This window comes from Paraglaciecola sp. MB-3u-78 (genome assembly GCF_002835935.1).
GTDB lineage: Bacteria > Pseudomonadota > Gammaproteobacteria > Enterobacterales > Alteromonadaceae > Paraglaciecola.
In genome coordinates this window covers 561348-575630 of the sequence record NZ_PJCF01000006.1, presented here as the reverse complement: position 1 = coordinate 575630, position 14283 = coordinate 561348, and the positions used below count along the sequence as shown (strand labels likewise).

The following is a 14283-nucleotide window of genomic DNA, read 5'->3' as shown; positions in this document are numbered from 1 at the left end:
AAGACGTGCCGCTCCCCTAATAGTAATTGTAATAAAAACAGTATGTTAGATCGTTATAATTGATTGACTAAAGCTTTAGACGCATCCAGTGCTGCTATTATTGCGTTTATCGAGGCGAGCTTGCGAAGGAATAGCAAGCTATTGTGAGCAAGTTCAACGAAGATAGGCGCAATAATAGTGGTGCTGGACGGTATGGCTTATCCCGAACTCAGGTTACTTAGGGTCAAGTGGCCGTAATCAATTTAAAAAAATTTCCTGACAATCTGTTTTTTATTAACGTACAACGAATTGTCCAATTTCGCCTCTTAAGAACGCTTCGGGACAACTACTCTCTAAGTTTTGCTCAAGCACTTTTGTGCTGGCCCCTTGGCAAAGCGTCAATACCCAACTTTTGGCATTCTGAGACATAGATTTATTTACATCAGAGCAGTTCAATATCAACAATATCCAACAAACTACGATTCACTATCAACTTTTTGGCATTCTCAATATCCGGTGAAAAGTATCGGTCTTTGTCGTAAAAGGATACTTTGGTACGTAGCAAGGCTTTAACTGATTTGAGCTTGTCGCTGGTTTCAAGTGGTGATCTAAAGTCTAACCCTTGGCTAGCCGCCAGCCATTCGATGGCCAAAATACCCGCTACATTGTCGAAAATATCCCATAATCGTCTGCCTGCAAAGGTGGCCATAGACACATGGTCTTCTTGATTGGCCGAAGTCGGTAATGAATCTATTGATGCTGGGTGTGCTAGGGTTTTATTTTCGCTTGCAAGAGCGGCACTGGTCACTTGTGCAATCATAAACCCAGAATTCACTCCACCGTTATCCACTAAAAAGGGGGGTAAACCACTTAGGTGCGAGTCAATTAACAAAGCCATACGTCTTTCAGACAAGGCACCAATTTCAGATAAGGCTATGGCTAACATGTCTGAGGTCATAGCAATTATTTCAGCGTGAAAATTACCTCCAGAAAGAATATCGCCACTATCAGCAAACACTAATGGGTTGTCTGATACGCCATTGGCTTCTACTACAAGCGTCTGTGCCGCAAAGCGCATTTGTTGCAAACAAGCGCCCATCACTTGGGGTTGGCAACGCAGTGAATAAGGATCTTGGACCTTTTCACAGCCGCCGTGGGAATGACCAATAGAGGATTCTTTTAATAAACCTCGGTAAGCCGCCGCCACATCAGTTTGTGCCTGATGGCCACGCACCTCATGAATACGTTCATCAAAAGGCACCCTCGAACCCAGTGCAGCCTCGACACTTAATGACCCAATGGCGATACTAGAATTTAATGCATTTTCGGCACAAAACAGACCTCTTAGGGAAAAAGCTGTAGACGCCTGAGTCCCATTGAGTAGGGCCAATCCTTCCTTAGGTGCGAGTGCAATTTTCTCAAGTCCCGCTATTTTTAAGGCGTGTTCTGCTGAAATTCGCGTGCCTTGATAGATAACTTCGCCTTCTCCTAACAACACTACACTCATGTGGGCCAGTGGCGCTAGATCTCCCGAAGCACCCACCGAACCTTTTTCTGGAATGGCAGGGTAGATTTCTTTGTTGTACAAGGTAATCAGGGCTTCAATCACTTGCAGGCGAATACCGGAATAACCACGTGACAGCGAGTTTATTTTAAGTAATAACAACAAACGTACAACATCTTCAGACATAAAATTGCCAATACCAGCAGCATGTGACAACACTATGCTGCGTTGCAAAAGCTCTAACTCCGACACATCAATTTTGGTGTTAGCTAATAGACCAAAACCAGTATTGATCCCATACACAGTTCTGTCTTGTGCAATCACATCCAACACCACCTGTTCCGCTTTATGAATAGCCTCATGAGCATCAGGTGATAAAGAAATAGGGATATGCTGACGATGCACGTCTCTTAATTGCGATAAGGTGAGTTGCCCCGGTTGAATTACAATGCGTTCCATTACTTATCTTCCTCATTGTCTAACATGGGTAGGTCTAAATTGTGCTTTCTGGCACATGATTTCGCTACTTCATAACCTGCGTCGGCATGACGCATCACGCCTGTGGCGGGGTCATTATGTAACACTCTGGCGATACGTTTGTCAGCATCTTCAGTGCCATCACACAGAATAACCACACCAGAATGTTGACTGAACCCCATGCCTACGCCGCCTCCATGATGCAAACTTACCCATGTTGCGCCACCAGCGGTGTTCAGCAGCGCATTCAGTATCGGCCAATCTGATACCGCGTCTGAGCCATCTAACATGTTTTCTGTTTCACGGTTAGGCGAAGCGACTGATCCTGAATCTAGGTGATCTCGACCAATCACTATGGGTGCCGATAGTTCACCTGTTCTGACCATTTCATTAAAGGCCAGACCCAGTTTTTGTCTTTCACCTAAACCCACCCAACAAATACGTGCCGGTAAACCTTGGAATTGAATGCGCTCTTTGGCCATATCTAACCATTGATGTAAGTGTGCATTATCTGGAATTAATTCTTTTACTTTTGCATCGGTTTTATAGATATCCTCTGGATCGCCGGATAATGCCACCCAACGAAATGGGCCTATGCCTTGGCAGAATAAGGGCCTGATGTAGGCTGGTACAAAACCTGGGAAATCAAAGGCGTTTTTGACGCCTTCTTCTAACGCCATTTGTCTAATGTTGTTGCCGTAATCCAGAGTGACCGCACCATTGGTTTGCAGGTCTAACATGGCTTTAACCTGCACGGCCATAGATTGTTTGGCCGCTTTGACGACTGCTTTTTCGTCGGATTGACGCATGTTTATCGCCTGCTCCAAACTCCACCCTTTAGGTAAGTATCCATTTAATGGATCATGAGCGCTGGTTTGGTCAGTCACTACATCTGGGGTGATATTTCGTGTTACTAATTCGGGGAAAACGTCTGCAGCATTCGCCAACAACCCAATTGAAACAGGCTCTCCCGCCAATTTAGCTTGATTTAATAACTCAATAGCATGGTCTAGATCTTGGGCTTTTTTATCTAAGTACCCAGTTTTGATCCGAAAATCGATGCGACTTTCGTCCACTTCAATGGCTAACATGGAAAAACCAGCCATAGTGGCCGCAAGTGGTTGCGCGCCCCCCATACCGCCCAAACCACCGGTTAAAATCCAGCGGCCTTTGGCTTCACCATTAAAATGTTGTTTTGCCACACTGGCAAAGGTTTCATAAGTGCCCTGAACAATGCCCTGTGAGCCGATGTATATCCAAGATCCCGCTGTCATTTGGCCATACATCATTAGGCCTTGTTTATCTAACTCATTAAAATGCTCCCAGTTTGCCCAGTGTGGCACCAGGTTTGAGTTAGCAATAATGACCCGCGGTGCATTTTCGTGAGTAGGAAACACTCCTACGGGTTTGCCACTTTGGATCAGCAAAGTTTCATCAGTATTAAGGCGTTTCAGAACTTCAACAATTTTGTCATAACTTGGCCAATCTCTAGCAGCGCGCCCAATGCCACCATAAACCACTAAACTATGGGGATGTTCAGCCACTTCAGGGTCAAGGTTATTCATCAACATTCTAAGGGGCGCTTCTGTCTGCCAGCTCTTAGCGTTGAGTTGATTGCCTCTAGGTGCGCGGATAGTGCGACTGGGATCAAAACGATTCATAAAAATGTCCTAATTTGAAGGGTGAAAATCAAGGTGACCGCCAATTCGATAGCGGTTACCTGGATGATATAAACGGGCATAACTGACAATGCCTTTACTTGAATAAGTGCGACGACTTATTTTCAAACAAGGCTGGGTGATATCAATATCCAATATATCGGCTAATTCTTTATTGGAGGATATAGCTTCAACAGAATGGTCGGCCTGAGTCAGAGGCGCTACTTTACTCAAATAATGATTCGCTGTAGTGTGTATAAAGTCTTGTTCAATATATTGAGGAGCTAAGGTAGGATTAACTAATCTGTCCTCTAATTGAATGACTAGATCGTTTTCCATATGCACAACCTTAGTATGAAAAACTAAACTATTAGCCGAAACTCCCAACCAAACACTTTGTCGTTCAGATGCATGTATTGTGTCCACACCTAACACTTTGTTTGAATAACGATGTCCGCGCTGCATGATCTCGTCGTCTATGCTGCGTATTTCAAGAATCGAACTCATGGGTCTGCTGTCAGAAACAAAGGTACCTACACCTTGAGACCGGGCCAAAATACCCTCCACTACCAATTCAGATAAAGCACGGCGAGCAGTCATACGACTCACACCAAAACTAGCTGCCAGCTTATTTTCTGACAACACTTTGTCACCTGGGCGCATGTCGCCACGTTCAATTTTGTCTAATAATGCAGACTTAATTTGTACAAATCTGGCTTGCACCGAAGGTGTATTATTCATCATCAACCCATCCAGCATGTAAGAATAAAGTGATATTAATACACTTGTACATACTTGTATATACAAGTATGTACAAGTAGACTCATACGTATATAAACTAAAGGGTATAAGCCATGACTAAGCAGTGTGATGTAGTAATAGACAATGTGCGTATTGCTTCGATGCAAAAAAACGGCAAAGCTTACGGCATACTTAGTCAATCTTGTGTTGCCATAAAAGACGGCAAAGTGCTCGCCATATTCGATAGTACTGACACGTCCTATCAGACTAGTAAAAGAGTCGATGGCGAAAACAAATGGTTACTACCTGGGTTTATCGACTGCCACACCCATCTTGTTTATGGCGGCAATAGAGCCAATGAGTTTGAACAACGCCTACAAGGTAAAACCTACACTGAAATAGCCCAACAAGGTGGAGGTATTCAAGGTACGGTGAATGCCACCAGAGAAGCATCTGAACTAACCCTACTCACCAGTGCCATTAAACGCGCTGCGAGATTAGCTGAAGAAGGTGTAACCTGCATTGAAGTGAAGTCGGGTTACGGTTTGGATCTGGATACAGAGTTAAAAATGCTCAAAGTTGCCAAACAAATTTCTGAACATTTACCTGTAAATATTATTCCCACTTATCTTGGTGCTCACACTGTTCCTAAAGAATATCGTTCCAACCCAGATGACTATGTGCAATTTATTTGCGATCAGGTGATACCTGTTGTCGCTCAACAACAATTGGCAGACTGTGTCGATGTATTTTGTGAAAGCATTGGTTTCTCACCTGTGCAATGCCGCAAGATTTTTGCAGCCGCTAAAATCCACAAACTCAATGTGAAGGCCCATGTTGAACAACTATCTGATTTAAAGGGTGCCAAACTTGCCGCTGAGTTTGGTGCCATTTCTGTCGATCATATTGAATATTTAGACCCGCAAGATATCCCTGCATTAAAACAATCAGGTACTGTTGCTGTGTTATTACCCGGCGCATTTTATTATCTGAGTGAAACCCAAAAACCCCCTGTAGCCGAACTCAGAGCCAGCAATGTGCCTATTGCCATAGCCACCGATTTAAACCCTGGTAGTTCACCTATTGCATCCATTTTAACCATAATGAATATGGCGAGTGTGTTGTTTGGTTTGACACCAGAAGAAGTACTTCAAGGTGTCACCCTGCATGCTGCCAAAGCACTAGATCTTGCAAACAAAGGCCAAATTAAAACCGGGATGGATGCAGACTTATGCCTGTGGGATATCGAACACCCGGCAGAGCTGGTTTATGGTATTAACCAGCATAGGCCATCGGCTAAGTGGTTCGCTGGAAGGGAGTGCTAAGCATTGTGACTACCCTAGATAAAACCTATCACTGGCAAGGCCGTGAAGATACTGAAGAGGGTCAAAACGGACTGCGATGGCATCAAGTGATGGATAACCATCAACGAACCAATAGTTGCAGTCTGCTTGGTTTTGAATGTGATTTAGGTGTGGCCGCTAATAAAGGCAGGGTTGGAGCAGCCAAAGGTCCAAATGTCATACGTAATGCACTAGCTAACTTAGCCTGGCATGCAGATTGTGGTTTATCGGATGTTGGCAATATCGTTGCTGCAACCCATTTGGCCGATGCCCAAACTCAATATGCCCAGCAAATCGCAAAGAGCCTAGGTGAAAATTCTTTTGTGATTGGCTTAGGTGGCGGACACGAAATTGCTTGGGGTAGTTACCAAGGTTTGGTTCAGCATCTTGCTGCTAACAACAACAAAGTGGGCATCATTAATTTTGATGCCCACTTTGACCTACGTAACCCTGCTCAAATTACCAGCTCAGGCACACCCTTCAGGCAAGTTTCTGAATATTGCCAAGCCCAAAATCTGCCTTTTCATTATACCTGCTTAGGTGTGGCTGAATCATCAAATACCTCGGCACTTTTTGCCTATGCCAAACAAACTCAAACACGGTATCTGCTGGATATTGATTGCAATCTTAACGCCGCCAAACAATTACTTGAATCGATGTTAACTGAAATAGATGAACTGTATGTCACTGTTTGCCTTGATGCATTCCCAGCAAGTGTTGCGCCTGGTGTAAGTGCACCTAGTGCTTTAGGTATTCCAGTAGAATTTGTGATCAACATGCTGCACTGGATTGCTCAGTCACAATCTGCATTTCACTACAACTGGCAACTTACTGATATTGCCGAAATGAATCCCAATTATGACATCGACAATAGAACAGCCAAGTTGGCAGCTAGACTGATATACGAGGCGGTTAATGCTAAATTTGCTAAGTTATGATGAATAACAGCCCGAATAGGTAACGATAATTGCTAGGCAATCCAGAATCTTACTAAATATAAAATATATAGACTGACCAACAGAAATTTGTAAATTGTCTTTCCGCACCCTATATTCATAGCTGTTCAATAAATAGTCAAAGGATCACTGACGTGTTTGACCTCTTCGTTCTACATCCCCGTAACGGGCATCCAAAATGTTAGGCGCAGTTTCTACCTCATTACTCAATGTTCGCAGCATGCCAACGTCCAGTGGTGCTATTTTGGGACAGCTCACTGAAGGCATGGTGATTAAGGGCGACGGACCCTTCGATAATTGGCTACAACTTAACTATAACGATACCTTTGGTTTTGTATCCGCCCACTACCTTAAACCTGTCAACGACTTAGCCAGACTCACCGGCACAGTTAACACCAGCAGATTGAATGTACGCCAAGGTCCCTCATCTAGCGCTAAACACCTAGCAACAATAAGCCGAGGGGCGTCAGTTAAAACACTAGCTGTGTTAAACGACTGGTTAGAAATTGAATTCAATGGCGAAACTGCCTATGTTGCCGCACGATTTGTTGATTTGGTTTACGTATCAAAAGGCTACTATGCCAAAGTCAGTGCAGACCATTTGAATGTCCGTTCTGCCCCCTACCCAAGCGCCAGTCTATTTGGCCAAATCACTATGGGTGGTCAAATATGGGTTGAAGGGCAACAACAAAAGTGGAGTCAAATTCGCTTTAATGGCAACCGAGGTTATGTGGCCAGTCGTTACTTAACGCCAGTAGATATAGCCCACATCAACCCAAAACAATCAGGCCCTATCGCTTTATCGGATCATCAAGACGATATTGGTATTCCTATTGCTGAACAAGATCAAGAACTATCTCGACTCACACCTTCTACCATTTTGACTGTTACTGGTAACAGCGAACAACGTAATGCCGCTGAAACATGGAACCGGTGGGGGGCGTTATTAACTGATTTAAGCGATAAAAAGCAACTAGACGTAGCCTGTGCCTTAGCGGTGTTGTGCGTAGAAAGCTCTGGCAAAGGATTTGAACAAAACAACAGTGACCGGATGATCATTCGCTTTGAGAATCACAAGTTTTGGAAATTTTGGGGTAAAAGCAATATCCCACAATACCGTCAGCACTTTCGCTACAGCAGTAACAAAGTATGGCAAGGTCATGAATGGCGAAAGGAACCAAATGCAGAATGGCAGGTATTTCACGGCAGTCAACTAAGTGAATGGCAAGTATTTGAATTTGCTCGTCAGTTAGATGAAGACGCGGCAATTTTATCTATCAGCATGGGCGCACCACAAATTATGGGATTTCATTTTGAACGTATTGGATATCAATCAAAAGTCGAAATGTTTGATGCCTTTGCAGGCAGTATTCAGGGCCAAATTAATGGGTTGTTTGATTTTTTCTCACCCAGAATGTTGCAGTACCTGAAAGATTTAGCCTTTGAAGATTTTGCTGGCATGTACAACGGTAAAGGTCAGAAAAAAGTGTATGGCAATAAAATACAAAAACACTATGCAGCATTTAAAAAGATGATGCCTAACTCAGAACAAAACCATTCCTAGGAGGGAATATGAACGTTTTTTCTTTTATCAGTAACATCTTTGAGCCTGCCGTAAAGTTGATAGATGAAATCCACACCAGTGACGAAGAAAAACTCAAGCTACAGGCACAAATTAAAGCGGTAGAAAACGAGTTATTGGCCAAAGTCATTGATTACGAAAGCAAGTTACTGGAAGGCAAAACCGCCATTATCACAGCCGAAGCCACAGGGCAGTCATGGATGCAGCGCAATTGGCGGCCCATCACCATGCTGACATTTTTAGCCTTAGTCGTCCTTAATAGTTTTGGTTTATTAGTGACGCCATTAGCTGACGAAGCTTGGACTCTGCTGCAGATAGGTTTAGGTGGTTATGTAGCGGGTCGTTCCGCCGAAAAAATAACCCAACAGTATTTAAAAGCTCGACCTGCTGATGCAAAAGGCAATGATATGGCCAAGGGTTGATCAGCAATTTTGTTATCATCTATTAAGGGTAAACACCAAGTTTATTGGCGCTTACCCGGCTGATATCTCTCTACTGCGCGCTTCAACACATCGTCTTTGTAGAAAGCAACATCTTTAAACTGACCTTGAGCGTACCGCTGAGCCTGATCGTAAAAATGCTGCGATGTTGGATCACCACTTTGGCCGCCTGCCAATAACGATTTGGCTTTTACCTTGTCGCCAAATTCCACCACAGCCACAAAACTATTACCGCGATAGCCATAAAGCTTTTTACTGCCATTGACACTACGGGCACCAAAAGCGGCCAATGCACCCCACCTCCCTGAGGCCATACCGATTGGAATACTTGGCTGTGCATCATCTACGGGCAAATCAATATCCCCTGTAAGCCTTTGGAGTCGATTTATATCTCCCCAAGGGGTGTTCCACTGGCCAAAGTCTGCGTTCAATTTTTCTACTGCCAAATCAAAGATTGTTAATCTCTCTGAACGCAGCGACCCCTTGCCAAAATGTTCAATCATTTGCATAAAACTTTTATCTTCAGGCCGGGTACCATCCGCCAAATATTGCATACCGTAATAATGTGCCAGAGACATAGCAACAGAATCCACTGATACACGATAATCCCATTGACGCAGCACATTAATAGGTTCCTCTAGAGCTCTAAGCGGCTTACGTGATTTGTCATATGCGTCAATAAGCCCAGATATAAGGGTTTTAAATCCTGATAAATAGGGGTCGTAAGCCACCTCAATTAACTTATCTAAAGTAAAATCAAATTGACCTGTTAGTACTTGAACCCCGTGTATGCCTCTGAAATTTTCAGGATCAGGTGCCATATAAGTTGGGTAATCTTCAGCTTTAGGACTGAATTCACCAGCTGCAGTGAAGGGAGTAGAATTGGCATTTTGGATCCAACCATTGGCAGGATTAAGAATGCTAATGGTTTCATCTACTGTATGCAGACCACTCCAGTCTGTCTTTTTGTTGGAGCCATTCACCGGCTGTGAATAATCAAAGCTGGGATCGCGTTTGGGGATAAAATTACCGTGATAATAAGCGATATTGCCATCGGCATCAGCATAAACGGTGTTGTTTGATGAGTTGGTGCGCATATCCATCATCTTACGAAATTCGTCATGATTAGCTGTTTTTGTGCGGACAAATGACTGCTGTAAGGCATTCACAGGATCCCAATTTATTCTTGTAGTTACCCATTGCCCATTCACCATATGGGTTACGGGTCCATGATGGGTGCGAAAAGTAGGAAAAGTTTTATATTTAAATGTGTCTGCATCCCGATACTTTAAGGTTATGGCTGAGGTATCAACCTTCAATTCGTCACCTTCATATAGATAATATAAATCTTCACCACGTTCAATAATGGTTTCAAGGTATTCATCCATAAAATCTACATGGGTCGAAGTGTGCATCCAGCCATTTTTTTGGTTAAATCCCTGATACACAAAAAATTGACCCCAGGTTACTGCTCCGTAGGCATTTAAGCCTTCTTCGCTAACCACATGCACTTCTGGTCGGAAGTAAAAAGAAGTATGAGGATTGATCAATAACATGGCATCACCGGATTGGGTCAACTTACCCGAAATAGCGAACCCATTAGAACCGCTAGGCTCAACCATAGCCAAGTCTGGAATATCGAGGTAATCCGCTCTCTCCCCATAAAAAGCTTCTATACCTTTCACTGAAATTTGTTCAATATCGCCACCTATCGAGCCTTCAGAAAAAAACATCGGCATCCAAGGTTCAAATTGTGTCAGTAAGGCTGGTGTCACGTTTGGATGTGTGGCGAGATAATAATTGAGACCGTCAGCGAACGCATCACACAAAGCTTTAAGTGTTGCAGGAGAATTTTGATAGGCTAATTTTGCTTGTTCGATGGTCATAAATAAACGCGCACGCAAGTCACTGTACAAGGCTTTTTCGCCTTCCACTTCTGCCAGTCTGCCGATAGCCCAAATGTAATTGCGCTCTACCCGCTTAAAGTCATCCTCTGCTTGGGCATACAACAAACCAAATACAGCGTCTGCATCAGTCTTGCCGTATATATGCGGTACCCCAAAGTCATCGCGAATAATTTCGACCTGCTGAGCTCTAGCAGTTAATCTGTCAATTTCGCTAATGGGTGGTGGTGGCGATGCACATGCAGATACAAACAGTATTAACATCACAACAACAGATGATTTCACATTAAAGCTAAGGGTCATAAATAATCCATTAAAAATTTGTCTGCATGAGGATGCTATCAAGCAGTTTATGAGAAGTACAATTAATACCCCGGCTGTATAAATAATCATCAGCTCGACTCGACTTTAGTCTCTTATTTCCGTATGATGCGCGGCCTTGTTTACCTGATGGCTGAACCATTTGGCAAACATATCGATTAATTTTTTATTTCTGGACGACCTACTTTTGATTTCTACTGCAAATATCACCATGCAATTTGGCGCTGCGCCTTTGTTTGAAAACATCTCGGCTAAATTTGGCCACGGCAATCGCTACGGACTGATTGGTGCTAACGGCTGTGGTAAATCCACATTTATGAAAATCCTCAGCGGTGACTTAGTACCTAGCGCCGGTAATGTATCTATTACGCCTGGAGACAAAGTCGGCACACTAAGCCAAGACCAATTCGCCTTTGAAGAATACACAGTAGTCGACACCGTGATCATGGGTGACGCTAAGCTTTGGAAGGTCAAACAAGAGCGTGATGCCATCTACTCAAAACCAGAAATGAGTGAAGCAGACGGTATGCATGTGGCAGAATTGGAAACCCAATTCGCCGAAATGGACGGCTACACTGCAGAATCTAGAGCCGGTGAAATATTATTACAAGCCGGTATTGCCGAGCATTATCATTTTGGACTGATGGCACAGGTAGCACCGGGTTGGAAATTGCGGGTATTATTAGCCCAAGCATTATTCTCTAATCCAGATATCTTGCTGTTGGATGAGCCAACCAACAACTTGGATATTTACACCATTAATTGGCTTGGTGGTGTGCTGAATGAACGTAAATGCACCATGATCATTATTTCCCATGACAGGCACTTTTTGAATTCAGTGTGTACCCATATGGCCGATATTGATTATGGCGAATTACGTATTTACCCTGGTAACTATGAAGCTTACCAAGCGGCATCGTCATTAATTCAAGAACAATTACACACAGAAAACGCTAAGAAAAGTGCTGAAATAGATGAGTTACAAGCTTTTGTGAATCGTTTCTCAGCTAATGCATCTAAAGCGAAACAAGCTTCTTCTCGCGCTAAAAAAATGGAAAAGATTACGTTAGACGAAGTCAAATCATCCAGCCGCCGCACACCAAAAATCATGTTAAAACAGCACAGAAAATTGCATCGTCAGGCTTTGATTCTCGAGCAACTTAGTCATGGATTTGATGACAAACCGCTATTTAACAATGCTGACTTAATTTTAGAAGCTGGCGCAAAACTAGCCATAATAGGTGAAAATGGCGCAGGTAAAACCACCCTATTACGTTGTTTGATTGATGATTTACAAGCCACTAGTGGCGTAGTCAAATGGTCTGAAAATGCCAGCATAGGTTATTGTCCACAAGACAGCACCGCTGATTTCGATACCGATCTCACTTTGTTTGATTGGATGTCACAGTGGCGTACTCCAAAACACGATGACTTAGCAGTCCGTGGTTTATTGGGTAGCTTATTATTTACGGCTGACGATTTTAATAAAAAAGCGAAAGTTTGCTCAGGTGGAGAGAAAAACCGCTTGTTGTTTGGTAAATTAATGATGTCAGATATCAATGTATTGATAATGGACGAACCCACCAACCATATGGATATGGAAGCCATTGAAGCTTTAAATAACGCACTCAAAAAATTCGACGGCACGCTTATTTTTGTCAGTCATGATAGAGAGTTTGTTTCGTCTTTAGCCACTCGCGTTATTGAAATTACTGATCACGAAATCATTAATTTTCAAGGTACCTACAACGAATACCTCTCCAGTCGCGAGGCTGCATTAAAGGTAGCTTAGTTTAGTTCTACTAACGAGACCTTTAATGATTGGATTATAGCGAGGACCAGCTTACACTGTTCCCCGCTATTGTAAATTATCGGTCAACTACAAAGACTGTTTGAGGTGTTCAATAAATGCCGGCTCTACCTTAATTTCAAGCCTCTCTATCTTTTCTCCATTTAAAAATTGATGCATGCTATTTAATACTTCAGGAGTCGACGTAAACAGATTGTGTCCTGCATTGACAACATAAATTTGCGTCAGATTATTGAGGTGTGCGACCGCTTGTTTTTGCCCTTCGACATACGTCCTACCATCAAGCGTTCCTGTCAATAATAAAACCGGGACCGAGGACAACTTAGGTTGACGAAAATCATCACCAAGATCGAGTCCATTAATGACTTCGTTCAAATGGGGCATAGGGAAATTGAGCAAGTTACCCAATAATCCATTTTGCGCTTGCTGGCTAGCTTTTTGAAGACGAGATGGCGTGATCCCCGATGCAACATCCATTGCCATGGACATTAACTTAAAACTAATTTTTTCATCACTAAACATACCCCGTTCAAGTATTTTAGTGACCGATTGATAGTTGCTGTTTTCTATATCTCGATAAATGTTTAATAGCATGGCTAGATATTGATTCGGATCGGCTATCATCATCGATGCGAGAAGCTGCATGTGATGTTTTTGGAACAAAAATGGCAAGACAGAAGCGTCTTTTTTATTTAACTGTAGAGCAATCGGATTATCTTGTAATTGCTGATGAACTCGCTGCATTCTAAGCACAATATCGCCATAAAACGGAGTCAATTCTGAGTGTAGCTTTATTTGTTGCTGCACACGCTGAAAATATAAAGCCGTATTATTCGGTAACTTAACGGTTTGATCTAACCCTTCGGCGCTGGCAATAATAACTTTATCAATATGTTGCTCAAACAAGGATATCGCTGACAACGCCAAATGACTGCCATACGAAATCCCCCAGAGTGATATTTTTTCTGCACTAAAATGTTGGCGTAAATCATTCAAATCCCAAGCATTTTGTACTGTTGTATATCCTAAAACATCAGCACCTTGTTTAGTCCAGTCGGCTGCACAAACAATGGCAGCCTGGCGATATTGGTTGGTAACTTTTAAGGGCGTTATTTTTTCTGTCAGGCTCAATGAAAAATCGGACTGACAAGATGGCATTTGTTCTGATGCTCCCGTGCCTCGTTGGTCCAACGCAATAACATCGGCGTGCTCTCTAAGGGCTACAAACAAAGGAAATCGTCGCCACTTGGCAGTGGCAATACCTGAGCCACCGGGGCCTCCAGCCAAATAGATTATCGGCGATCCCTTTTTTGTACCTGTAGCAGGAAAACGCACATAGTTTATTCGTATCTTTCTTGACTTAGCGTTATTACGATTTTCATCAACCATAATAAACCCTTCAAATGCGTCAGTCTCTTGACCGTCATTCGCTTTAAATATGATGGCCTTTTCATTATTAAATGTTTCTGGGGAAAGCGTTTTCTGGCTATCAACTGCAACACAACTAAATGTTGCACACAGTAGTAAAAACAAAAATTGATGGCGCATGGGTTTTACCTATGGTTTGA

Annotated in this window: 10 protein-coding genes; 5 read left to right on the top strand and 5 right to left on the bottom strand. The window is 43.0% G+C overall.

Going from position 1 to position 14283, the window contains the following annotated elements; all coding sequences use genetic code 11:
* Window positions 1-421 precede the first annotated feature (421 nt).
* The 3 genes from hutH to hutC are packed head-to-tail and all read right to left on the bottom strand — an operon-like array spanning window position 422 to window position 4362.
* On the bottom strand, window positions 422-1942 hold the full coding sequence (hutH, locus tag CXF95_RS16960; protein WP_101199774.1) for a histidine ammonia-lyase: 1521 nt from the start codon (window positions 1940-1942) through the stop codon (window positions 422-424).
* On the bottom strand, window positions 1942-3621 hold the full coding sequence (hutU, locus tag CXF95_RS16955; RefSeq protein ID WP_101199773.1) for a urocanate hydratase: 1680 nt from the start codon (window positions 3619-3621) through the stop codon (window positions 1942-1944). The genes hutH and hutU overlap by 1 nt, the downstream gene beginning before the upstream one ends.
* A gap of 9 nt (window positions 3622-3630) precedes the next feature.
* The gene (hutC, locus tag CXF95_RS16950) at window positions 3631-4362 is read right to left on the bottom strand and encodes a histidine utilization repressor (protein ID WP_198556612.1); all 732 of its coding nucleotides are present in this window, start codon (window positions 4360-4362) and stop codon (window positions 3631-3633) included.
* A 110-nt stretch (window positions 4363-4472) separates the two neighbouring features.
* Between hutC and hutI the strand changes: the two genes are divergently transcribed.
* From hutI to CXF95_RS16930, 4 genes are all read left to right on the top strand, one after another.
* Complete coding sequence (hutI, locus tag CXF95_RS16945) at window positions 4473-5684, top strand: imidazolonepropionase (RefSeq protein ID WP_101199772.1); 1212 nt, start codon at window positions 4473-4475, stop codon at window positions 5682-5684.
* Between the two features lie 5 nt (window positions 5685-5689).
* Complete coding sequence (gene hutG, locus CXF95_RS16940) at window positions 5690-6640, top strand: formimidoylglutamase (RefSeq protein WP_101200101.1); 951 nt, start codon at window positions 5690-5692, stop codon at window positions 6638-6640.
* 196 nt (window positions 6641-6836) lie between these two features.
* Entirely contained in the window at window positions 6837-8222 is a 1386-nt protein-coding gene (locus CXF95_RS16935) for an N-acetylmuramidase domain-containing protein (RefSeq protein WP_101199771.1), read from the top strand.
* An 8-nt stretch (window positions 8223-8230) separates the two neighbouring features.
* Window positions 8231-8662, top strand: a complete 432-nt coding sequence (locus tag CXF95_RS16930; RefSeq protein WP_101199770.1) for a 3TM-type holin — start codon at window positions 8231-8233, stop codon at window positions 8660-8662.
* Between the two features lie 41 nt (window positions 8663-8703).
* On the opposite strand, the gene CXF95_RS16925 is transcribed toward CXF95_RS16930, so the two are convergent.
* The gene (locus CXF95_RS16925; protein ID WP_101199769.1) at window positions 8704-10887 is read right to left on the bottom strand and encodes an acylase; all 2184 of its coding nucleotides are present in this window, start codon (window positions 10885-10887) and stop codon (window positions 8704-8706) included.
* Window positions 10888-11092: 205 nt separating this feature from the next.
* Between CXF95_RS16925 and CXF95_RS16920 the strand changes: the two genes are divergently transcribed.
* Window positions 11093-12697, top strand: coding sequence for an ABC-F family ATPase (locus CXF95_RS16920; protein WP_101200100.1), 1605 nt, complete (start codon window positions 11093-11095; stop codon window positions 12695-12697).
* An 87-nt stretch (window positions 12698-12784) separates the two neighbouring features.
* Here CXF95_RS16920 and CXF95_RS16915 read toward each other — a convergent pair whose 3' ends face one another.
* A complete protein-coding gene (locus CXF95_RS16915) occupies window positions 12785-14263 on the bottom strand; it encodes an alpha/beta fold hydrolase (protein ID WP_101199768.1) in 1479 nt (492 codons plus the stop codon).
* Window positions 14264-14283 lie beyond the last annotated feature (20 nt).

Coding starts and splice junctions, on each gene's coding strand:
- hutI (WP_101199772.1), top strand. CDS start 4,473: ATGACTAAGCAGTGTGATGTAGTAATAGACAATGTGCGTATTGCTTCG.
- CXF95_RS16915 (WP_101199768.1), bottom strand. CDS start 14,263: ATGCGCCATCAATTTTTGTTTTTACTACTGTGTGCAACATTTAGTTGT.
- hutU (WP_101199773.1), bottom strand. CDS start 3,621: ATGAATCGTTTTGATCCCAGTCGCACTATCCGCGCACCTAGAGGCAAT.
- CXF95_RS16925 (WP_101199769.1), bottom strand. CDS start 10,887: ATGACCCTTAGCTTTAATGTGAAATCATCTGTTGTTGTGATGTTAATA.
- hutH (WP_101199774.1), bottom strand. CDS start 1,942: ATGGAACGCATTGTAATTCAACCGGGGCAACTCACCTTATCGCAATTA.
- CXF95_RS16930 (WP_101199770.1), top strand. CDS start 8,231: ATGAACGTTTTTTCTTTTATCAGTAACATCTTTGAGCCTGCCGTAAAG.
- hutC (WP_198556612.1), bottom strand. CDS start 4,362: ATGATGAATAATACACCTTCGGTGCAAGCCAGATTTGTACAAATTAAG.
- CXF95_RS16935 (WP_101199771.1), top strand. CDS start 6,837: ATGTTAGGCGCAGTTTCTACCTCATTACTCAATGTTCGCAGCATGCCA.